The organism is Haloplanus litoreus (assembly GCF_045690335.1).
In the GTDB taxonomy this organism is placed as follows: domain Archaea; phylum Halobacteriota; class Halobacteria; order Halobacteriales; family Haloferacaceae; genus Haloplanus; species Haloplanus litoreus.
This window is the reverse complement of record NZ_CP147874.1, coordinates 1,356,519-1,377,307: the sequence shown is the minus strand read 5'-3', so window position 1 is coordinate 1,377,307 and position 20,789 is coordinate 1,356,519. Positions and strand designations below refer to the sequence as shown.

Below are 20,789 nucleotides of genomic sequence, written 5' to 3'. Positions count from 1 at the left end.
ATGAGGGCGATCGTCGCCAAGCGGGTCGAGCGCGGCGACGCCGACCTCGAAGAGATCACGGACCTCGCACGCGCCGCGGGCTACGACGTGGTGGGCGAACTCACCCAGACCCGCGAGGAGGACGCCGCCTACGGTTTCGGCGAGGGGAAAGTCGACGAACTGGCGGCGCTGACGGTCGACCGCGACGCCGAGGCAGTGATCGTCGACAACCGACTCGGTCCCTACCAGACGTACAACATCGGCGGAAAGCTCCCGGAGGGGGTCGAAGTCGTCGACCGATTCACCCTCATCCTCGACATCTTCGGCCAGCGGGCACGGACCCGCACGGCGCAGTTACAGGTCGAACTCGCGGAACTCCGCTACGAACTCCCGCGGGCCGAGGCCAAGACCAGCCTGGCCAAGCGCGACGAGCGCCCCGGATTCATGGGCCTCGGGGAGTACGACGAGAGTCGCGAGCGCGACATCAAAAACCAGATCGCCGACATCAAACGTGAACTCGACGCGATCGCGGAGAAAGAGGAGACGCGGCGCGAACGGCGCCGCGAATCCGGCTTCGATCTGGTGGCGCTCGCGGGCTACACCAACGCCGGCAAGTCGACGCTGATGCGCCGACTGGCCGAGGACCTCGACGTGGACGAGAACGAGGATCGCCACCCGGACCTCGAGACGACCGCCGAGAGCGAGGACCGCCTCTTCACGACGCTCGGCACCACCACCCGCCGGGCCGACACCGGCCGGCGGGACGTCCTCCTGACCGACACGGTGGGGTTCGTCTCGGACCTCCCTCACTGGCTGGTCGAATCGTTCGAGTCGACGCTCGACTCGGTGTATCACGCCGATCTGGTCCTCCTCGTGGTGGACGCGAGCGAGCCGGTCGAGGAGATGCGGGAGAAACTCGTCACCTGTCACGACACGCTGTACGAACGCAACGAGGCGCCCATCGTCACCGTGTTGAACAAGATCGACCGGATCGACGAGGAGGAGTTCGCCGAGAAACGCGAGGCGCTGTCGGCGCTCGCACCCAACCCCGTCGCCGTCTCGGGGCTGACCGGCGACCGCGTCGACGAACTCCGGGACCGGATCGAGGCGGAACTCCCCGACTGGCAGTTCGAGCGCCTCGTCCTGCCGATGAGCGACGACACCATGAGCCTCGTCTCGTGGGTCCACGACCACGGCAACGTCGAGGCCGAGGAGTACGAAGGGGAGCAGATCGTCCTCGAGTTCGAGGCGCCGCCGTCGGTGGTCGAACGCGCCCGCGCCAAAGCGAGCGACCTCGCGGCCGTCGAGTCGGTGTAGACACGAGGCTACAGCGACCGTTTCGTCTTCTCGGTCACCCGCACGTCCCGAATCGCCGTGTCGGGATACGCGCCGTCGTCGTCTTTCTCCGCCGCCTTCACCATGTCCCAGACGACGTTCAGTCCCGTCGTCACGCCTTCGAGCGCCTCCATCTCGCAGCCGGTCTTGCCGGTCGTCTCGACGGCGACGGTGAGGTCGACCCGGTCCTCGCCTACGTCGAAGGTCGTCTCGACGTTCGTGATCGGGATCTGGTGACACATCGGAATCGTCTCCCAGGTGTGTTTCACGGCCTGTACGGCGCCGACCCGGGCCGTCGCCAGTACGTCGCCCTTGCCGATGTCGTCGGCGTGGATGGCCTCGACCGTCGACGGCTGGAGGTGGATGGTGCCCGCCGCCACCGCCCGTCGTGCGGTGTCGGGTTTGTCGCCCACGTCGACCATCTGGACGTTTCCGGACTCGTCGGTGTGGGTCAGGTCGTCGGCGGGGTCCTCACTCATCGACACCACCCCACAGGGACGGCGGGAGTTCGGGCAAGAGGTCGCTCGCCAGCAACCCGTACCCCTGCCGGTCGACGATCCGGTCGCCGGCGAGACCGTTGGCGTAGGCGGCGAGGGCGCCGGCGTCGACGGGTGCCTGCGTGGCCAGCAGCGCCCCGGCGGCACCCGCGAGGACGTCGCCGGTGCCGCCGACGGTCATCCCCGGATTGCCGGTCCGGTTCACCCGCGAACGGTCGCCGTCGGAGACGACGTCGTAGGCGCCTTTCACCAGCAGCGTGTGGTCCAGTTCGGCGGCGAAGTCGGCAACTGCGTCCACCCGGTCGCGCCAGTCGTCGGCGCGCGGCCCGCCCATGCCCCGGAGTTCGCCCTGGTGGGGCGTACACAGGAGCGTCGCCTCGGTGTCCACCTCGGGGACGACGGCGAGGGCGTCGGCGTCGATCACCGCTCGCCCGTCGTAGTCGTCGAGGAAGTCCCGCACCGCCGCGAGCGTCGCCTCGTGGTCGCCGAGTCCGGGCCCGAAGACGACGGCGTCGTGGTCGGCCGCGAGACGGCCGACGTGACCCAGATTCCCGCCGGTCAGTCGCTCGCCGTCGAACGGGCGGACGATCAACCCTTCCTCGAACCCCTGCACCTCGCGGGCGACGGCCCGTGGACAGGCCACCCGAACGAGGTCGGCGCCGGCACGCATCGCAGCCTGCGCGGCCAGGGCCGGTGCGCCCGTGTACGGGCCGCCACCGACGACGAGGATTTCCCCGAAGGCGCCCTTGTGCGCGTCGCTCGGCCGGGAGAGCAAGCGACGGTCGCCCGGGCCAGTGAACAGTTCGGCCGCCTCGGGGATGCCGATGTCGGCGACGGTCACCTCGTCGTCGTCGAGGCCGGGCTTGGCGTCGTGGAACGTGACGACGTGGTCGGCGGCGACGGCGACGCCCGCCACCTCGCCGGTGTCGGCGTCGACGCCGGAGGGCACGTCGACGGCGACGACCGTCGCGGGAGCCTCGTTGATCGCCGCGGCGACGTGGCGCTCCGGTTGACGGAGCGCCCCCGTCGCTCCCGTCCCGAGCATGGCGTCGACGACGACGTCGGGGTCGCCGAGTTCGAACGCCCGGGAGTCGTGGACGACACGGGTGTCGTAGTCGGCGGCGGTCAGGGTCGCCCAGTTCTCGCGGGCGATGTCGGTGCCGATGCTCTCGGGGCGGCCGAGCAGGTGGACCGTCACGTCGTAGTCGTCGAGGAAGCGAGCGGCGACGAAGGCGTCGCCGCCGTTGTTGCCGCGGCCACAGACGAGAGCGACGGCGGCCCCGGGGTCGGCGACTCGTCGGACCACCCTCGCGACGGCGTTGCCGCTCGACTCCATCAGCTGTTTGCGCGGAATTCCGAGGGCGGCCGCGTTCTCGTCGACGGCCGCCATCCGGTCTGCCGTGATCATATCCCGGCTTCGCCCCGGCGGCCGTTAAACTATCGCCATAGGCGGCGCGGAGCGCAACGCTTGTGACCCACCCCTCCGAAGCCGGGCCGTGACACGTCGGCTCTTCGGCACGCTCTGTGGGCTGGTGTTCTGTGCCAACTTCGGGCGGGTGGCCTTCGCCCCCCTCCTCGAAACCTTCCGGACCACGTTCGCCGCCGGCACGGGGGCCATCGGCCTCGTGACGACGCTCGTCTGGGTCGGCACGGCCGTCCCGCGCATCCCGGTCGGGTACCTCGTGACGCGGATACCGCGGGGTCGGATCGTTCTCGGGGCCGGGGTGCTCCTCACCGTCTCCTCGGCGCTGACCGCCACGACGGAGTCGCTCCCCCTTCTCCAGACCGGGGCCTTCGCCATCGGCGTCGCCTCGGGGGCGTACTACGCGTCGGCGGTGCCGCTCATCGGCGACCTCTATCCCGACCGGGTCGGGCGGGCAGCCGGTATCCACGGGACGGCCGCACAGACGGCCGCCGTCGTCGCCCCGACGCTCACCGTCGCCCTCGTGGCCGCGGATTCGTGGCGGGCCGTCTTCTGGTTGCTCGCGGTACTCGGCGGGGCGCTGACGCTCCTCTACGTCGCCGTGGCTCGGCGGCGGACGGGGGGAATCCCGCGGGGGGCCGACCACGACTTCGTCGCCGCCCTGACCCACTGGCGGATCATCCTCGCGGCCGTCGTGATGGTCGGCGGCACGGGCTTCGTCTGGCAAGGAGTGTTCAACTTCTACGTCACGTACCTCGTCGCGGCGAAGGGGCTGACTGCCGGGCGCGCGGGCACGCTCCTGACCGTCGCGTTCGCCGCCGGCCTGCCGGCGTTCTGGCTGGGGGGGAGCCTCGCCGACCGTCTGCCGAAGGTGCCCTACATCCTGACACTCGGCGCGGGCGTCGCTGCGGGCGTCGCGGCGCTGACCGTCGCCCAGTCGCTCGTCGCCCTCGTGGCCGTGAGCGTCGGCCTCGGCCTCGTCGCCCACAGCCTCTTTCCCGCCCTCGACGCCTACGTCCTCGGCGCAGTGCCCGACAACCGCGGCAGCGCCTACGCCGTCTACGGCGGCCTCGCACTCCTCGTGCAGGCCACCGGGAGCGGCGTGGTCGGAGCGCTGGGCGAGCGCCTGCCCTTCGACGACATCTTCCTCGGATTCGCCGGCGGCCTCCTCGCACTCGTCGGCCTGCTCGCTGCCCTGTATCTGCGCGGGAACGTCCCGACTGCGGCCGACTGAGTATCTGTCAACGAATTTACTGAATGAGATTCTGGCGAAGCATTTTTTATCTGGATTTGCAACTGACGTCCGATGTCAGGGCTGTTACCATCACAGTTAGAGGATGACGTGAGCGCGGAGGGAGAGGGTGAACTCCGCGTCCTGTCCCTGACGGACGACGATGCCGAGGACCTCATCGGTTCGATATCGTCGGAGACGGCCCGCTCGATTCTGGCCGCGCTGGAAGACCGCCCCGCGACGGCATCGGAACTCGCAGAGACGGTGTCGACGTCCCTCCAGAACGTCCGCCACCACCTCGGCAACCTCGAAGAGGCCGGGCTGGTCGAAGTCGCAGACACGCGGTACTCGGTGAAAGGCCGCGAGATGAAGGTGTACGCTCCGACCCAGGACTCCCTCGTCGTCTGCGTGGGGTCGGACGCCAACAAAGAGCGCTTTCTCGACTCGCTAGAACGGTTCGTCGGCGTCCTCGCCGTCCTCGCGGTGGGGGCGCTGGCGGTCCAGCGGGCGTTCGGCGCCGGCGTCGTCGACCTGGGTGGCCCGGGAACGACCCCGCGTGTCGGCGACGGCGTCGGAAGCGCGACGGGACCGCTCCTCGGGCTCGTCCCCCCGGGTCTCGCCTTCCTCGCCGGCGGCCTCCTGATCGTCGCCACCCTCGTCGTCTGGGACTACTACGACCGCTGATCCCCATGTTCGACGCCCCCAGAGCGCGCGTCGCCCTCCTCACGCTCGTCGTCGTCCTCGCCGTCGTCCAGCCGGCGCCGGCGGGTGCGCGCGCCGACGCGTCGCCCGCCGCCGACGCGGGCGGTGACGTCGGCACGACAATCGGCTCGGCGGTGGAGCGCCACCCCGCCGGCGCCGGGGCGACGGCCGAGGCGCTACGGACGGTCCGAGCCGACGCGGTCCACGACCGCGGCCTCACGGGCGCCGGCGTCGACGTGGGCGTCATCGGTCGCGGCTTCGCGACGAGCAACGACGTCGTCGCGCCCCACGTGGTCGACAGCCGGCAGTTCGGCGGCCCGCCGGGGACGACGGCCCACGACACCGCCGTCGCGGAAGTCGTCTCGGAGACGGCGCCCGCATCCGACCTCTATCTCGCCGGCGTCGGTCGGACGCCGACCCCCGAGGAGTACGCGGCCGCCGTCGAGTGGCTGACCGACCGCGGCGTCGACGTCGTCGTCGACTCCGGGAGTTACTTCCCCAGCGTCGCGGGCGACGGGGCGCGGATCACCGCCGCCGCGGAACGGGCGGCCGACGAGGGCGTGGTGTTCGTCACCTCCGCCGGCAACTACGCGAACCGCCACTGGGCGGGGCCGGGAGCCGCCGACGGCTGGGTCTCCTTCACCGGAGACGACGCCGCGAACCACCTCGCTGACGGTGACCGACTCCAGGGACGCGTCACCGTCCGCCTGCGCTGGCGGTCGGACGCCGACTACGACCTCTACCTCTACCGACGGCTCCCGAACGCGGCCGACCGCGTGGTCGCGAAGTCGGCGGCCGACGAGACGGGCCCGGGGCGGACCGTCGAGAGCGTCGACGTGGCCGTCCCGCGCGGGCGCTACTACGTCGCCGTCTACGCGGACGACGTCGCCGCGGCCACGGCGGACGACCCCACCTCGGCGACGGGTCGCGTGCAGGTGTTCGCTGCACACCACGAACTCGAACACGCCACCGCCCGGGGGAGCATGGTCGCGCCGGCGACGAGCGACCGTGTCGTGGCCGTGGGCGCGACTGCGAACGGCGACCTGGCAGCGTACAGTTCCCTCTCGGCGAACGGCACCGTGGACCTGACCGCGCCGGCCAGCGCCCGAACCCGTGCCGACCCGGATCTGGCGGGCACGTCGGCCGCCGCCCCCTACGTCGCCGGGACGGCGGCGCTCATGGAGTCCGGGAGTCACGATCCCTCGCCGGAGCGGGTCGAAGCCATCCTCGAACGCACCGCCGACGGCGAAGACGGCGCTATCGACGCCCTCGCCGCCGTCGAAGCGGCGACGGACGCGAGTGCGGACCCCGGCGCGGCGCCCACGGCCGGCACGGCCGCCAGCGATCCGGCGACGAGCAACCCGGCCGCCGACGCCGACGGTCCCGGAAACGACGGCGGAGCGGACGACGCGGCGCCGACGGCACGAGAGCGGTCGACGACCGACGCGGACCGCAACACCACCCGCTCCGGTGGGACCGACGGCGGGGTCCGCCCCGACGAATCGAGCGGGGCGGACCGATCCGCGGACGGCGGACGGAGTGACGACGGACGCGAGGGTGAGGACGAAGGGACCGACCGGAACGATGACCCCGACGGGGACCGAACGGGTGAGCAGGATGACGACCGGAACGGAACCGACGACGGGAGCCGAACCGGCGGATCGACGGCCGACGGCGACAGCGCGGGCGACTCCACCGAGCGCGGCGACGGGACGAGGCAGGGTGACGCCCCGTAGGGCCGTCCCCAACTCGTCGCCACGTCGGCACGGGGCGCGGCCGTGACGCCGGGCATCACCGAATCTCGGATCGAGGAGTACTGGGACTGGATCGCCGTCGCACTCTTTCTCCTGCTCTCGGTGGACCTGCTGACGAGTCTCGCGGCGGCACGACTCGTCGGGACGGGCGCCGAGGGGAACCCGCTGATGCGGTGGCTACTCGGGCGAACCACCCTCGTCGTCGTCGGCGCACACCTCGCCGTCGTGGTGCTCGTCACCGGCTTCTTCCGCCTGCTCCTCGACCGATTGCGCCGGACCCCCTCGCCGGCCGACTACTACTTCGCGCTCCTGATCGAGGGGTGGCTGGGCGTCCTCGTCGCGGTGGGGCTCGGCGTCTTCGCCAACAACCTCTCGGTGATCGTGCTGGGTCGGAGCCTGCTCTGAGCCGAGCTTTTTATCCGAGGACGTCGCCAGCCTGTGGATAGCATGGGCGAAACGTGGCGGACGGTGTTCGGCCACGACGAGCCGTACCCCGAACAGGCCGACGGTATCGAGACGGCCATCGAGACGGCCGACCGGGGTGGGTTCACGGTCGTCGAGGGCGCCTGCGGGACGGGCAAGACGATGCTCGCTCTGACCGCCGGTATCGATCGGGTTCGTGACCCCGACTCGTCGTTCGAGCGGGTGGCCGTCCTCACCAGCGTCAAACAGCAACTCCGGCAGTTCGAGGAGGACGTGGAAACCATCAACGACGAACTGCCAGAGGACTGGCGCCCCGTCTCGGCGCTGACGCTCGTCGGCAAGGCGGACGTCTGTCCGTACAGCCGGGAACGCGTCGGCGACGTGGACGAGACGACCGTCTACGACCGGTGTGAGGGGCTCCGCGAGCGGACCCGGAACCTGACCGGGAGCGAGGGGCCGACGACGGCCGCGGCGCTCGCCGACGACGCCCGCAGCACCCAGACCGGCCTGCTCGACACCGGGAGCGAGGCGACGGCGGACTTCCTCGAGACGGCCGGCGAACCGACGCCCTACCCGCCCGCCACCGCCGAGTTCGAGGACACCGAGTACTGCCCCTTCTACGCGGGATATCTGGAGGACCTGCCCGAGGACGGCGACCCGGTCGAGGCCGTCCCCTTCGACTTCGCGGATCGCGGCCTCCTGGACACCGAGGATCTCGTCGGCCTCTCGGCGAGTTACGGCACCTGCCCGCACTCGATGCTCGGGGCGCTCATTCCCCACGTCGAGGTGATCATCGGTAACTACTACCACGCCTTCGACCCGCAGACGGTCGGCTCCTTCACCGGCGCCCTCCTCGACGACTCGACGTTCGTCGTCTGCGACGAAGCACACATGCTCGAACCACGGGTGCGCGACCTGGTGAGCGACGGCGTGGGCGACGCCACCCTCCGGGACGCCGAGTCGGAGTTGACGCGGGTGATCCAGCCGGTCGAGTTCGACGGCGAGGGGTCACGCCCTCCGGGGCGCCGGTCGGGGGCCGCCGGCGACGACGGCAGTTCGCGGGACGCCGACCTGATCCGCGGCGAACTGGAGGAGGCGGACGTGAGTCTCGCGGAACTGAAGGCCACGCGGTCGTTCGTCCGCGACCTGCGGGAGGAACTCGACCGGCAGATCCGCGCCCACCTGAACCGGGAGCATCCGGGGTGGAAAGCGTCGATAGACGACCTTCCAGACGACGAGATCCCGCTGCGCGACCCGGGGGAGCCGGCGCCCGACGCCATCACGGAGTGGGCCGACGGGGAGTACGGCGACGACGTGTGGGTGCGCGCCGAGACGGTCGGCGCCGTCGCCGCGCGCGTCCTGAACGAACTGGAGGAGGCCGACCGGGAGCGGGCGGCGCCGACGGTCGGTCGCGTCCTCGGCGCGTGGTACCGCGCGGACCACACCCGATACTTCCGCTCCATCGACCTCTCGCGGACGTGGAACGAAGCCGAACCCGAGGACTCGTGGCGCCGGGCCTACAACGCCCGCCTCTCCCTGCACAACTGCGTTCCCGGCGACGCTATCGCCGACCGCCTCGACGATTTCGGCGGCGGCGTGTTGATGTCGGCGACGCTCGAACCCCTCGACGTGTTCCGGACGGTGACCGGTCTCGACGCCCTCGCCGACGACGGACGGCCGGTCGTCGAACGGACCTACGGGCTCACCTTCCCGGCCGAGAACCGCGCGAGTTTCGCGGTCGACGCGCCGGCCTACACCTACGAGAACCGCGGGGCGGTCGGCGACGACACCGACGCCCGCCGGATGTACGTCGACGCAGTCGCCGAGGTTGCCGGTCGGGACGGGAACGTCCTCGTGGGAATGCCGAACTACGCCGAGGCGGAGTGGATGGCCGGCCGTCTCGACGAACGCCTCGACTCGCCCGTCCTCCTCGACGAGTCGAGCGACGACGGCGCGACGGAGCGTCTGAAGGCGGACTTCTTCGCGGGGGGGTCGAAGACGCTCGTGACTAGCCTCCGGGGGACGCTCACCGAGGGGGTCGACTACCGCGGCGACCGACTGCACGCGGCGGTGGTGTGTGGTGTCCCGCTGGTCGACACGACGCGCCCGCGGACGCAGGCGGTCGTGACGGCCTACGACCGGGCGTTCGGTGGCGACGGCGGGGGACCGGAGTCCGGCGGCCGGAGCGGCTTCGAGACGGCGCTGACGGTGCCGGCGGTCCGGAAGGCGCGCCAGGCCATCGGGCGGGTCATCCGCGGCCCCGAGGAGCGGGGAATCCGGGTGCTGATCGACGCGCGGTACGCCCGCGACCGGTGGAACGGCGTCCGGGAGTACTTCCCGGCGTGGGAACGCGAGGAGTTCGGGCCCGTCAGTCCGGATATGCTGTCGCTGGGGCTGGATCGGTTCGAGCACAACGGGTGAGACGGACCGGTGTAACTGTGTCCCGCCCGTCGCCGCGTGATCGGCGACGGCCGGAACTGACTGACGGCAGTCCGTATGAGCCGACCCCACGCCGGGCGTGTGCGTGCCTCCCTCAGTGACTCGGTCGGCGGCCGCTCCAGGCTTCGCGGCACTCGTCGTCACAGAAGTGGAGATGTTCGACGGCCCCATCGTCGACCCACGAGACGACGCGGTGGTTCGGCTCCTGAATGATCTTCTTCCCGCACGTGTGACAGGTCGGTGCCGTGCTCTCGTCGACGTCCTCGCCGATATCGGATGTGGGGTCGATCATGTTTCCAGTCAGTAACGGGGACCCCGCCTTAAATCCCGACACTTCGACCGCCGGGGGTCGTACGGATCAGGCGCCCGGGTGGGGTGGCCGGAGCGTCGCACACGACGGCGGGTCGTCCACCGTTCGCTCGCGGCCGTCGGGCCAGTGGACGGTGACCGACTCCGGCGTCGCCGAGCCGAGGCCGAAGTGGGCGACTGGCTCCATCTGACAGAGGTAGCCGCTACCGGCGTCGACGAGGCGGACCTGGCGGCCGGCGTCGGTACGGAGGGTGACCCGGGCGCCGCGGGCGGGAGCGCCCGCGGGAGTGAGCGGCCGCACCCGGAGCCAATCCCCGTCGTTCGGCGCCGCGAACAGCGAGAGCGACTGCGCCTCGGCCTCGCCGTGGACGACGAGCAGTTCCAGCGTGCCGTCGCCGTCGAGGTCGGCGGCGGCGGCGCCGGTTCCCATCCCTTCCGGTTCGAGGGCGTCGCCGATCCCCGTCTGCGTCCACCCGTCGTCGTACGTGAGCAGGCGGTTGGGGGCGCCGAGACAGTTGACGAACAGCTCCAGGCGGCCGTCGTTGTCGAAGTCGGCCGCCACGACGGTACGGACGCGGGCTGGCCGGGCGAGTTCGGCCGGCGCCACGTCGCGGAAGGTGTCGTCCGCGTGGGCGAACAGACGGTTCGCGCCGTTCCAGTTCCCGCAGACGATGTCGGGTGGGTGGGCACCGTCGGGGGCCACGAGCGCCGCGCCGCGGGCGTTCTCCTCCGGGTCGGCGACGCCGTACTCCCGGGCCACGTCGACGTACTTCCCGCCCACGTTCCGGAGGAGGAGGTTCGGCCCGCGCTCGGCACCCACGAACACGTCCGTCCGCTCCGAGAGGATGGGTCCGGCGGCGACGGACCGACCGCCGGTGACCACGTCGAGGCCGACCGCACCCGCGAGGTCGGTGATGCCGCCGTCGTCGCCCACCTCGTAGAATCGGGCAGGGGCACCGTAGCCGGTGACGAACAGGCCGTAGCGGCCGGTGCCGAGGCGGTCGACGGCGGCGACGGAGCGCCCGACGCGGTAGTTCTCTCGCCTGCGGTTCACCGGGTCGGCGAAGAGATCACGCCACCGCTTGCCGTCGTGCTCCGGGTCGAGGAGCAGGTCGGCCTCGGCCGACGTGCCGCCGAAGGCGGCGACGTTGTGGACGTACACCTCCTCGCGGCCGTCGGCGTCGAGATCGGCCGCGGCGACGCCGATGGCGTGGCGGCCGTCGTCGGCGAGGACGCCACAGGCCGCGTCGACGACGGCGTCGCCCTCGTACCGGAGGACACGGTTGTCGGTGCCGAAGCCGGCGACGAACACCAAGGGACCGTCGGAACCGGGCGTGACGGCCGCGCCGTACCCTCGAAAGGGGGTGTCGTCGGCGAACAGGCCCGAGCGGTCCTCGAACATACCTCCCCCAGACGGCGTGGGGTTAAGAGTCGCACGCTCCGGTGAGCCGTCTCGGCCCTGCATACTGACGGTCGAAGCGCGGACGCAACCCGCCGACTACGCCTCCCACGCGTCGGCGAGGGTGCGCTGGACCGCCTCCTCGCCCACGGCGGCCGCGAGGTGTTCGAACCCGCCGCGTTCGGCCCGGTCGCGCGCGTTGGCGACGAGACGCGAGACGATGAACTCCGGTGTGGACTTGCCCACGGTACCGAATCGGGGCTGGTAGTCCACCCGGAGAGCCATGTCGGGGGTTAGCCCCTCCGCGAAGATGCCGTCGATGCGGGCGGCGTCGGGGAGCGGACTCAGGTCGTCCGCGAGGTGGGTGACGTAGACGCCGAGAGCACCCCGGTCGACGGTGAGGTCGACCAGCCCGTTCAGCAGGTCGGCAGCCCGGCCCGGTTCCGTGATCGCCTCGAACTCGTCGACGAGCATGAGCGTGCGCCCGCCGTCGGTCAGCGGCGGGACGATGGACTTCAGCGTCGACTCCAGTACGCCGGCGTTGAAACTGGCGTGTCGGCGGTGGAAGACGACGGCGTCGAAGGCGCCGACTGCGGCGCGGTCGGCGGGCACCGGCAACCCCATCGCTGCGAGCAGGGCGACCGCACAGCACGTCTCCAGAAGCGTCGTCTTCCCGCCGCTGTTGGCCCCCGTCAGCACCGCAACGCGGTCGCCCGTCGGCGGCGACAGGTCGTGGTCGCCGACGGCGTAGGTCACGGGGTCCGGGTCGTCGAGGAAGAGGTTGCGCGCCCCCTCGACGGCGAGGCAGTCGCCGCCGAGTGCCGGTCGGACGAGGTCGTGAGCTTCGGCGAAGCGGGCCAACGAGAGGTCGAAGGCCACGTCGTCGACGGCGGCCAGCACCCGATCCACGTCCTCGCGGGCGTCGGCCACCGAGGCCCGAAGGTCGCCCTCCACCTCGCGTTCGCGCTCGGCCGCTCGCCGCTCCAGGTCGTCGACGAGCGCCCGGAGGGTGGTACTCACGAAGTCGGCGGCGTCGTGGGCTTCCTCGGGTGCAATCTCCTCGACGGCCGACCGCGAGAGGCGCGTCTCGCGGGCGACGTAGTCGCCGAACGCGCGACGAAAGTCCGCCAGATCGCGCACGCCAGTCTCGCGAACCCGTTCGAGCACGTCGAACGCGGAGTTCTCCAGGTCACGGGCGTCCGCGAGGCGGGCGCGCAGGTCGTCGAGACGGTCGTCGGCCCCTTCGGTGACGCCGTCGGCGGTCACGTACCCGAGCGCCTCGGCCGCCTCGCGGAGGGCCGCGGAGTCCACGTCGCCGAGGGCGTCGAAGGTGGTCCCGTCGAGTCCCGCCTCCCGGAGCGCGAGGGCGGCGTCGACGGCGGCGCGTTCGGAGCCGTCCGCGACGTCGTACGTCTCGAAAGCGGCGACGACTGCCTCGCGTCCTGCGTCGCCGAGTCCGGTCCATGCCTCGCGGGCGGCGGCGACGGCGTCCAACCGGGAGTCGACCGCCGTCCGAGAGGAGAGTGGCGTCATGACGCGAATCCGATCGGCCGCGTGCCGGGTGAGGGCGTGCTCGCTCGCCAGTTCGAGTAGGTCGTCGTAGACGTCGCGCGTGTCACGGGTCGCGAGGGCGTCCATCCCCGCCTCGTCGTTCGCGCGGCGGAGGATGCGTGTCGCGCGACCGCGGGTGATCCCGGCGTCGGTCAACGCGCGCACGTCCGCCGACTCGATGGCGTCGACGGCCGCTTCTTCCCCCAGTGCCTCGCGGAGGCGCTCGCTCGTCTTCGGCCCCACCCCCCAGTAATCCTCCAGTCGCATACCGGAGGCAGTCGGGCAGGGCGTATAGTGGTTGCCTCCGCGGACGGTCGAACCGCCCCGGCCACCGCTACATCGACGGGCCGACGCGCGTGATCGCGAAATCCGTCACTCCGTGGGCCTCGGTTCGGGACTGTCCGCCACGGAGCACGTCTCCGACCCGTTCCCGGAGGTCGACCGCGGTGGCCGTCGTCGCGTCGACGTCGATGTCGTCCGCCAGCGCCTCGCAGGTGGCCTCGTTCCCGCTCACCTTCACCACGGGTGCCAGGGGATGGCCGGTCGGCACTCCCTCGTCGGTGACGTGGACGACGACCTGTGCGCCCGCGGCGACCAGGCCCGTCGCCGCCTCCGTGAACTGCGACGGGGCGTCGACCACGGCCAGCCCACGGTCGTGGGTCGCCGGCTCGCCGTAGGCAAGCACGTCGCGGATCGGTCCCTCGCCCCAGGCCCGTGTCGTGGCTGCGAACGGCTGCGCTCGCGCCGCTCGCTCGACGGTTCGGGTTTTGGCGGGGTGTCCTTCGTGCCGCGCCAGCAGGTCGTCGACGGCCTCGGCGGCGTCGCCGCTCGCGGCCGCGCGGGCCGCGTCGGGATCGGCCAGCAGGGGCTCGATTCCCGCGGCCACGACGCGACCACCGGCCGCGGTCACCGTCTCGGCGAGCGCGCCCACGAGCGGCGCCGCCGTCTCGACCGTCCCCTCGGCCAGGTCCGTGCACACGATTCCGAGCGTGAGGTCGCTGGCGTCGGCTGCGGTCGACCCGGCTCGCGTCGTCTCGCGCAGGTCGCGAGCCGCCTCGGCCCCGCGCTCTATCGTCGGGTCGGTGCCGCCGACGCCCTGGATGGATAGTTCGCGGACTGGGACCCCGAGGTCATCCAACTGCGCCGCGACGGCGTCACTCTGGACGTGCTCGCAGCCGAGACCTACGACGAGCGTCCCCGCTACGTTGGGGTTCCGCGCGACGCCGAGGAACGTCCGCTCGGTCTGTTCGTTGTCGGAGCCGATCTGTGCACAGCCGTGGTCGTGCGGGGCACTGACCGCGCCGTCGACCCGGTCCGCGATCCGATCCGCGACCATATGCGAACAGATCACCGAGGGAAGTACCAGCACGCGGTCGCGGACGCCGACGCTGCCGCCCGGGCGCTCGTAGCCTTCGAAGGAGAGGGGGTCGCGATCCGCCGACTCCCCGTCAGGGCCGTCGCCGGTCGCGCTCATGCCTCGCCCTCCGCCTGGACGTCACCGCGGCCACGGCGGCTGTCACAGTTGTGCGTGTGGACCCACTCGCCGGGCGCGATTGCGGCCGAGGCTTCGCCGATCACCTCGTCGTACTTGCGGACGGGGTCACCGGGATCGATGGCGGTCAGCGCGATCTTGTGTCCGAACGGGACGTCCTCGGTCAGCGTGATCGTCTCGCCGTCGGCGGCGTCGACGTCCCCGACGGTCAGCGTCCGTCCCTCGATCAGGTCGTCCAGCACCGTCGCCACGTTGTCTGTCCGGTCCATGACGAGCGCAACTTCGCCGATTATCTCGCCGTTCATACCTGCCCCCGCCCCCGCGGATCCGCAAGCTCGTTTGGCTGGAGTTCGTTGATCGCGTACTCCTCTAGGCGACGGCGCTCGGCTGCCGTCCGCTCGCCGTCGGCCACGGACAGCAGCGTGTCGTAGATCCGACCCCCGACCGCGGAGAGGGACTCGCCCTCGATCACCGTGCTCGCGTTGACGTCCATGTTGTTCGACATCGACGCCCAGGTCTTCGGGTTGCCGGTCACCTTGATCACCGGGACGATCGGATTGCCGGTCGTGCTGCCGCGGCCGGTCGTGAACGCGGCGATCTGCGCGCCGCCAGCCGCCTTCCCGGTGACGCTCTCGACGTCGTATCCGGGCGTGTCCATCAACACGAGGCCGCCGCCGACCGGGAGATCCTCCGCGTAGTCGACGATGCCACGGACCGGCGTCGTCCCGCCTTTGGAGATCGCACCGAGGCTCTTCTCCTCGATCGTGGTGAGTCCGCCCTCCTGATTGCCCGGCGTCGGCTGGGCGCCGCGCATGTCCACGCCCATGAGTTTGGCCATACCCTCGCGGGTCTGGACCCGGTCCAGGAGCCGCTCGCGAACCGCCTCGGAAACACACCGCTCGGCGAGGATGTGCTCGGCGCCGATGAACTCCGGCGTCTCGCTGAAACAGGCCGTGCCGCCGGCCTCGACCAGACGGTCACACGCGCTGCCGACGGCGGGGTTCGCCGCGATCCCGCTGGTGGCGTCGCTGCCCCCGCATTCGACGGCGAACACGAGTTCGCTCGCGTCAGCGGTCTCCCTGCGAGCGTCCCGGACCGACGCGACGAGGTCCTCGGCGATTGCCGCGCCCGCGTCGACGGCCCCGCGCGTTCCGCCGGCCTCGCGGATCGACAGCGTCTCGACCGGCTTGCCCGACCGGGCGATCCGGTCGGCCAGCCGTTCCGCGTCGATCGACTCCGTCCCAAGTTCGACGACCAGCGCCGCGCCGACGTTGGGGTTGCGAGCGGTGCCCACGAGCGTCCGCTCGGTCTGTTCGCGCGCCGCCTCGGGCTGGTCCGTCCCCATCTGGTGGGGAGTCGCCCGGACCGGTTCGCCGACGTCGGCTGCAATCTGCTCCGCGATGGGACTCGCCGTGACGGACGTCGGGACGACGGCGACGTGGTTTCGAACGCCGATTCGCCCGTCTTCGCGACGGTACCCGGTGAACTCGTCCATGGGAAGGGGTTTCACGAGCTATTACAAAAGCCATTCGACGGGTGTGTCAAGCTACTAACAGAATGGGACGGGACGCTCCGGTCAGGTCGCACCGAGATACAGCTGTGCGACCTCGTCGTTGTCGAGCAACTCGTCCGCCGTCCCCTCGAATCGATCCTGTCCCTGATCGAGCACGTAGCCCCGATCCGAGCGTTGCAGGGCCTTCGTTGCGTTCTGTTCGACCATGAGGACTGCGGTCCCTCGATCCCTGACCTTCTCGATGTTGTCGAAGGCGGTGTCGACCAGTTCGGGCGCGAGACCGGCGCTCGGCTCGTCGACGAGCAGGAGCTCCGGGTCGAGCATCAGCGCCCGGCCCATGGCCAGCATCTGCCGCTGGCCGCCGCTGAGCGCCGCGGCGTTCGCGCCGTCGTGACGCTCGAGGGCCGGGAAGATGTCGTATATCTCCTCGATTCGGTCGCCGATGCCGCCGTCCCGGGTGAACCCGCCCATCTCCAAGTTCTCCCGGACCGACATCGACTTGAAGGTGTTCTGGCGCTGAGGGATCCAGCTGATCCCCTTGCGTACGATGTCCTCGGGCTCCTCGCCGGCGATGTCCTGTCCATGGAACGACACGGTACCGCTCCAGGGCTTGACGAACCCGAACACCGACTTGATGACCGTCGACTTGCCGGCGCCGTTGGGGCCGATCAGCGTGACGATTTCGCCCTCGCGAACGACGGCGTTGAAGTCGTCGACGACCTGTACGTCGCCGTACCCGGTGGTGAGGTGGGAGACGTCGAGGACGACGTCGGCATCCCTCTCGGCCGGCGACCCATCGATCGTCTCGGCGGCCATCAGGAGTCACCCCCGAGATACGCCTCGAGCACCCGCTCGTCGTTTTGGATCTCCGCCGGGGTACCGGCGGCCAGATCCCGACCTTCGTTCATCACGATGATTCGGTCACACAGGTCCATCACGAGGTCCATGTCGTGTTCGACGATAACGAACGTGACGCCCTCCTGCCTGTTGAGTTCCTCGATTCGCTCGACGATGTCGTTTTCGAGGGTCGGGTTGACGCCGGCCATCGGCTCGTCGAGCAACATCGCCTCGGGTTCGAGCATCAGCATCCGGGCCATCTCCAGTAGCTTGCGCTGGCCACCCGAGAGGTTGCCCGCGTACTCCTGGCGAACGTGATCGAGCTGGAACAGTTCGAGGAGTTTCTCCGCGTCCCGCTGGATCTCGGCGTTCTCGCGTTCGATCGTGTCGCGGTTGAAGACGGCGTGGAACATGGACTCGCCAGTCTGGTTTTTCGGGGTGAGCATCATGTTCTCCATGACGGTCATCTCCGCGAGATCCCGCGTGATCTGGAACGTCCGCACGAGCCCCTCGTGAGCGATCTTGTGTGCCGGGAGTCCAGTGATGTCCGTGCCGTCGAAGCGAATCGTCCCCGCGTCGGGCTGGTAGAACCCGCTGATGCAGTCGAACATCGTCGACTTGCCGGCGCCGTTGGGACCGATCAGCCCCGTGATCGAGCCGCGCTCGATCTCGAACGAGCAGTCGTCGACCGCGACGATCTCGCCGAAGGTCTTCCGCACGGAGTCGGCCGCGAGGACGGCGTCGTCGACCGTCGCCGTCTCGCTCACCTCAGTCTGCATCGGCTGCACCCCCGGATGGCTCCCTGTCCCCGAAGAGCGTCTTGCGCTCACCGAGCACGCCCTCGGGACGGTACTGCATCAGCGCGATCAACAGGACACCGACCACCGCGTACCGGACGGCGTCGACCTGAGTCGAGCCGAGGAACGTGACGTAGCCTTTGAGGAAGTTCGTGCCTTCGAGAAACAGCATCAGGATGCCGGCGCCGAGGATCGCACCCTTGTTGTTGCCCGACCCGCCGAGCAACAGGGCGATCCACACGTAGAACGTGATCAGCGGCCAGAAGAAGTCGGGGTTGATGTACCCGACGTAGTGGGCCTGGACGCTGCCGGCCGCACCCATGATCATACAGCCGAACACGAACGAGCGCATCTTGTACCGGTAGACGTTTTTACCGGCGGCCCGGGAGACGTCCTCGTCCTCGCGGATGCTCTTGAGGACGCGTCCGAACGGCGACTGGTTGAGCCGTTCGAGGACGACGTAGCACGTCCCCACGAGCACGACCAGGATCCCCACCCACAGCCAGTTGAAGTCGAGCCAGGGGAGGACCTCACCCCAGACGTCGTTCAGGGGCGCCTCGACACGCAGCCCGCGGGGACCGCCGGCGTACCACTCCTCATTGAGGTACAGCAGGCGGATGATCTCCTGGAACCCGATCGTCGCGATGGCGAGGTAATCCTCGCGCAGGCGCAAGACCGGAATCGCGATCAGGAACCCCACGAACCCGGCGGCGAGCATCCCACCGACCAGTCCGACGGGGAACGGCAGTCCGAACCCGCCGAAGTACTCCGCGGACTGTGGGATCGTCAGGGTCGCGCTGGTGTACCCGCCGACGGCGACGAACCCGATCACGCCGATGTTGAACAGACCCGTCTGTCCCCACTGGATGTTCAGGCCGAGCGCCATCAGTCCGTAGATGCCGACCCAGATCAGGATGGTCAGCAGATATCCCTCGATGCTTCCGAGCTGGAGTAGTACGTTGATCATTGTCGTCTCCATTCAGGCGGCTGACGGGTCATCCCGGCTCACCGCCGAAGATGCCCTGCGGTTTGACCAGCAGTACCACGATCATGATCGCGAACGTCGTGACGAACTTGTAACCTCCGTCCAGACCGGGGATGTACGGCGTCGCCTCGTAGGCGATACCGATGATCAGCCCGCCGGCCATGGCGCCGTACGGGCTCCCGATCCCGCCGAGGATGACGGCGGCGAAGATCGCGAGCAGGATGATGAACCCACGGTAAGGCGCGAGGCTGCTGTTCATCCCGAGCAGGATACCCGCCGCCGCGGCGAGCGCGGCACCGATCACCCAGGTCCACAGCAGCGTCCGCTCGGCGTAGATTCCGGACGCGCGCGCGAGTCGACGGTTGTCGGACATCGCCCGCATCGACTTCCCGAGCTTGGTTCGGGAGAGGAGCAGGTGGACCGCCAGCATCATGCTCACCGCGACGACGACGAGGGTGATCTGCTGGCCGGTCATCTCGACGCCCGGGAGGATCTCCTGGGCTCGCTGCCACTCACCTGCGTAGTTGCGCGTGCTCGTTCCCCAGACGAACTTGATCAGGTTCCTGATGAACAGTGCCACACCGATCGAGGCGATCAACAGCGGAACGGGACCGGCGTTGCGGAGCGGCTTGAACGCGAGGCGGTCGACGACCAGGGCGACGGCGACCAGCGACACCACCCCGACGACGAAAGCGACCGCCATCGGGAGACCCAACTGGACGTTGACCAGGAAGGCCATGTAGCCGCCGAACATCATGTAGTCGCCGTGGGCGAAGTTGGGGAAGTCGGCGATGCTGTAGATCAACGAGAGCCCGACACCCGCGAGTGCGAGCAGACTCCCGAAAATGAACCCGAAGACGAGAATTTCTAGGATCGTCGAGAGGACCATTCTTGTCAGATCTCGACGGTCCCGACGGCTTCGGGTTGGGTCCCCTGGATCTCGATCTCGCTGAAGGTGAGCCCCTGTGCCTCGCCGTCCTCGTCGAGGTCACAGTTGTGACTCGCACCGATGTATCGGATCTCCTCGTCGTTCCGGAGGAGTTCGAGGCCGTCGCCAACCGTCTGGACGTCCGTGCCGCCAGGGTTCGCGATGTTACGCAGGTTCTCCCGGATCGTCGATCCGGTCGCCTCGCCGCCGCGCTCGGCGGCGAGTGCGATCATGTTGATCGCGTCGTATGTGTTGGGCGGGAAGATCAACTCGCCGGGGTCGCCCGTGTCAGTATCCTCCATCAGGTCCCGGAAGTGCTGGTTGGCCTCGTTGTCCGGGAGCCGCGGATTCGACGCGAAGATACCGTCGGCGATTTCCTCGCCGATGCCTCCGAGGAACTCGCTGCCGATGAGGCCGCTGTGGATCATCCACTGACCGCCGAGGTCCTGTTCGAACCACTGCCGGAAGATGTTCGTCGCCTCGTCCTGGTAGCAGCCGTTCAAGACCACGTCGGGGTCGCCGGAGAACATCGATTCGAGTTCGGACCGGTAGGAGGTCTGTCCCACGTTCGCGCGCTCCCGTGAGAGCACCTCGCCGCCGAGTTCGGTGAACGCCTCCTCGAAGGAGTCGGCCAGACCGATCCCGAAGTCGTTGTTGACGACGATGGACGAGGCGGTCTCCATGCCCCGTCCCTCGTAGGCGATCCGTGCGAGCGCCGCACCGACGAACGCGTCGGACGGGCGGGTCCGGAACACCCACTCGGTCTGGTCCAGCGAGGTGAACTCCGGCGAACTTCCGCCGGGGAAGTAGACGACGTCGTTGTCGGCTGCGATGGGGGCGATACTCATCCCCACACCGCTCGACAGCGGACCGACCATCGCCGGGACGCTCTCGCCTTCCATCAGCCGATTCGCCGCGCGTACGCCGGCGTCCGGGACGCTCTCCGAGTCCTCGTGCTGGACCGCGATGTCGCCGCCCAGCAGACCGCCCGCGTCGTTGATCGCCTGAACCGCGACGTCGGCTCCGTCCCGGCACGGCGGACCCAGTTCCGAGATCGTCCCGGAGACGGGCATGATGACCCCGAGGGTCGTCGTCCCGCCACCGCTGCCGCCACCACCCGAGCAGCCGGCGAGTCCAGTCGTAGTCGCCACACCAGTGGCACCTAACGCCTTGACGGCGTCCCTGCGTGTTATTC

19 protein-coding genes are annotated in these 20,789 nt (G+C 69.9%); 6 read left to right on the top strand and 13 right to left on the bottom strand.

Annotated features, from left to right (window positions below; translation table 11 throughout):
- On the top strand, window positions 1-1,296 hold the full coding sequence (hflX, locus tag V8686_RS07365; RefSeq protein ID WP_379703323.1) for a GTPase HflX: 1,296 nt from the start codon (window positions 1-3) through the stop codon (window positions 1,294-1,296).
- A gap of 8 nt (window positions 1,297-1,304) precedes the next feature.
- Here the strand turns inward: hflX and moaC are convergent, their stop codons facing one another.
- Both moaC and V8686_RS07355 read right to left on the bottom strand, forming a co-directional pair.
- On the bottom strand, window positions 1,305-1,793 hold the full coding sequence (moaC, locus tag V8686_RS07360) for a cyclic pyranopterin monophosphate synthase MoaC (RefSeq protein WP_379703322.1): 489 nt from the start codon (window positions 1,791-1,793) through the stop codon (window positions 1,305-1,307).
- Entirely contained in the window at window positions 1,786-3,219 is a 1,434-nt protein-coding gene (locus tag V8686_RS07355; RefSeq protein WP_379703321.1) for an NAD(P)H-hydrate dehydratase, read from the bottom strand. Before V8686_RS07355 ends, moaC begins: the two co-directional genes overlap by 8 nt.
- Window positions 3,220-3,307: 88 nt before the next feature.
- Between V8686_RS07355 and V8686_RS07350 the strand changes: the two genes are divergently transcribed.
- The 5 genes from V8686_RS07350 to V8686_RS07330 all read left to right on the top strand — a co-directional run bounded on the left by V8686_RS07350 (window position 3,308) and on the right by V8686_RS07330 (window position 9,765).
- Entirely contained in the window at window positions 3,308-4,468 is a 1,161-nt protein-coding gene (locus V8686_RS07350) for an MFS transporter (RefSeq protein WP_379703320.1), read from the top strand.
- Between the two features lie 72 nt (window positions 4,469-4,540).
- Window positions 4,541-5,149, top strand: a complete 609-nt coding sequence (locus V8686_RS07345; protein ID WP_379703319.1) for an ArsR/SmtB family transcription factor — start codon at window positions 4,541-4,543, stop codon at window positions 5,147-5,149.
- Between the two features lie 5 nt (window positions 5,150-5,154).
- Window positions 5,155-6,903 (top strand): S8 family serine peptidase, encoded by a 1,749-nt coding sequence (locus tag V8686_RS07340; protein ID WP_379703318.1) that lies wholly within the window; start codon window positions 5,155-5,157, stop codon window positions 6,901-6,903.
- 42 nt (window positions 6,904-6,945) lie between these two features.
- Window positions 6,946-7,326, top strand: a complete 381-nt coding sequence (locus tag V8686_RS07335; protein ID WP_379703317.1) for a hypothetical protein — start codon at window positions 6,946-6,948, stop codon at window positions 7,324-7,326.
- 42 nt (window positions 7,327-7,368) lie between these two features.
- Complete coding sequence (locus V8686_RS07330; protein ID WP_379703316.1) at window positions 7,369-9,765, top strand: ATP-dependent DNA helicase; 2,397 nt, start codon at window positions 7,369-7,371, stop codon at window positions 9,763-9,765.
- A gap of 112 nt (window positions 9,766-9,877) precedes the next feature.
- Here V8686_RS07330 and V8686_RS07325 read toward each other — a convergent pair whose 3' ends face one another.
- From V8686_RS07325 to V8686_RS07275, 11 genes are all read right to left on the bottom strand, one after another.
- Window positions 9,878-10,075: a DUF7576 family protein gene (locus tag V8686_RS07325; RefSeq protein WP_379703315.1), complete on the bottom strand. Its 198-nt coding sequence runs from the start codon at window positions 10,073-10,075 to the stop codon at window positions 9,878-9,880.
- 66 nt (window positions 10,076-10,141) lie between these two features.
- Window positions 10,142-11,494 carry a CRTAC1 family protein gene (locus V8686_RS07320; protein WP_379703314.1) on the bottom strand — a complete coding sequence of 451 codons (1,353 nt, stop codon included), beginning with the start codon at window positions 11,492-11,494 and terminating at the stop codon, window positions 10,142-10,144.
- A gap of 96 nt (window positions 11,495-11,590) precedes the next feature.
- Window positions 11,591-13,309: a DNA mismatch repair protein gene (locus tag V8686_RS07315; protein ID WP_379703313.1), complete on the bottom strand. Its 1,719-nt coding sequence runs from the start codon at window positions 13,307-13,309 to the stop codon at window positions 11,591-11,593.
- Between the two features lie 67 nt (window positions 13,310-13,376).
- On the bottom strand, window positions 13,377-14,516 hold the full coding sequence (locus tag V8686_RS07310; protein WP_379703312.1) for a UxaA family hydrolase: 1,140 nt from the start codon (window positions 14,514-14,516) through the stop codon (window positions 13,377-13,379).
- Window positions 14,513-14,839 (bottom strand): UxaA family hydrolase, encoded by a 327-nt coding sequence (locus V8686_RS07305; RefSeq protein WP_379703311.1) that lies wholly within the window; start codon window positions 14,837-14,839, stop codon window positions 14,513-14,515. The genes V8686_RS07310 and V8686_RS07305 overlap by 4 nt, the downstream gene beginning before the upstream one ends.
- Entirely contained in the window at window positions 14,836-16,029 is a 1,194-nt protein-coding gene (locus V8686_RS07300; RefSeq protein ID WP_379703310.1) for a UxaA family hydrolase, read from the bottom strand. The genes V8686_RS07305 and V8686_RS07300 overlap by 4 nt, the downstream gene beginning before the upstream one ends.
- Window positions 16,030-16,110: 81 nt before the next feature.
- Window positions 16,111-16,863, bottom strand: a complete 753-nt coding sequence (locus tag V8686_RS07295; protein WP_379703309.1) for an ABC transporter ATP-binding protein — start codon at window positions 16,861-16,863, stop codon at window positions 16,111-16,113.
- Complete coding sequence (locus V8686_RS07290; protein WP_379703308.1) at window positions 16,863-17,663, bottom strand: ABC transporter ATP-binding protein; 801 nt, start codon at window positions 17,661-17,663, stop codon at window positions 16,863-16,865. The genes V8686_RS07295 and V8686_RS07290 overlap by 1 nt, the downstream gene beginning before the upstream one ends.
- The gene (locus V8686_RS07285) at window positions 17,653-18,648 is read right to left on the bottom strand and encodes a branched-chain amino acid ABC transporter permease (RefSeq protein WP_379703307.1); all 996 of its coding nucleotides are present in this window, start codon (window positions 18,646-18,648) and stop codon (window positions 17,653-17,655) included. The genes V8686_RS07290 and V8686_RS07285 overlap by 11 nt, the downstream gene beginning before the upstream one ends.
- 28 nt (window positions 18,649-18,676) lie before the next feature.
- Entirely contained in the window at window positions 18,677-19,555 is an 879-nt protein-coding gene (locus V8686_RS07280) for a branched-chain amino acid ABC transporter permease (RefSeq protein WP_379703306.1), read from the bottom strand.
- A gap of 5 nt (window positions 19,556-19,560) precedes the next feature.
- Window positions 19,561-20,745 carry an ABC transporter substrate-binding protein gene (locus V8686_RS07275; RefSeq protein ID WP_379703305.1) on the bottom strand — a complete coding sequence of 395 codons (1,185 nt, stop codon included), beginning with the start codon at window positions 20,743-20,745 and terminating at the stop codon, window positions 19,561-19,563.
- Window positions 20,746-20,789 lie beyond the last annotated feature (44 nt).

Bases quoted from the DNA above. Each gene is read 5' to 3' on its own strand.
- hflX (WP_379703323.1), top strand. From the start codon at position 1: ATGAGGGCGATCGTCGCCAAGCGGGTCGAGCGCGGCGACGCCGACCTC.
- moaC (WP_379703322.1), bottom strand. From the start codon at position 1,793: ATGAGTGAGGACCCCGCCGACGACCTGACCCACACCGACGAGTCCGGA.
- V8686_RS07355 (WP_379703321.1), bottom strand. From the start codon at position 3,219: ATGATCACGGCAGACCGGATGGCGGCCGTCGACGAGAACGCGGCCGCC.
- V8686_RS07345 (WP_379703319.1), top strand. From the start codon at position 4,541: ATGTCAGGGCTGTTACCATCACAGTTAGAGGATGACGTGAGCGCGGAG.
- V8686_RS07340 (WP_379703318.1), top strand. From the start codon at position 5,155: ATGTTCGACGCCCCCAGAGCGCGCGTCGCCCTCCTCACGCTCGTCGTC.
- V8686_RS07330 (WP_379703316.1), top strand. From the start codon at position 7,369: ATGGGCGAAACGTGGCGGACGGTGTTCGGCCACGACGAGCCGTACCCC.
- V8686_RS07325 (WP_379703315.1), bottom strand. From the start codon at position 10,075: ATGATCGACCCCACATCCGATATCGGCGAGGACGTCGACGAGAGCACG.
- V8686_RS07320 (WP_379703314.1), bottom strand. From the start codon at position 11,494: ATGTTCGAGGACCGCTCGGGCCTGTTCGCCGACGACACCCCCTTTCGA.
- V8686_RS07315 (WP_379703313.1), bottom strand. From the start codon at position 13,309: ATGCGACTGGAGGATTACTGGGGGGTGGGGCCGAAGACGAGCGAGCGC.
- V8686_RS07310 (WP_379703312.1), bottom strand. From the start codon at position 14,516: ATGAGCGCGACCGGCGACGGCCCTGACGGGGAGTCGGCGGATCGCGAC.
- V8686_RS07305 (WP_379703311.1), bottom strand. From the start codon at position 14,839: ATGAACGGCGAGATAATCGGCGAAGTTGCGCTCGTCATGGACCGGACA.
- V8686_RS07300 (WP_379703310.1), bottom strand. From the start codon at position 16,029: ATGGACGAGTTCACCGGGTACCGTCGCGAAGACGGGCGAATCGGCGTT.
- V8686_RS07295 (WP_379703309.1), bottom strand. From the start codon at position 16,863: ATGGCCGCCGAGACGATCGATGGGTCGCCGGCCGAGAGGGATGCCGAC.
- V8686_RS07290 (WP_379703308.1), bottom strand. From the start codon at position 17,663: ATGCAGACTGAGGTGAGCGAGACGGCGACGGTCGACGACGCCGTCCTC.
- V8686_RS07285 (WP_379703307.1), bottom strand. From the start codon at position 18,648: ATGATCAACGTACTACTCCAGCTCGGAAGCATCGAGGGATATCTGCTG.
- V8686_RS07280 (WP_379703306.1), bottom strand. From the start codon at position 19,555: ATGGTCCTCTCGACGATCCTAGAAATTCTCGTCTTCGGGTTCATTTTC.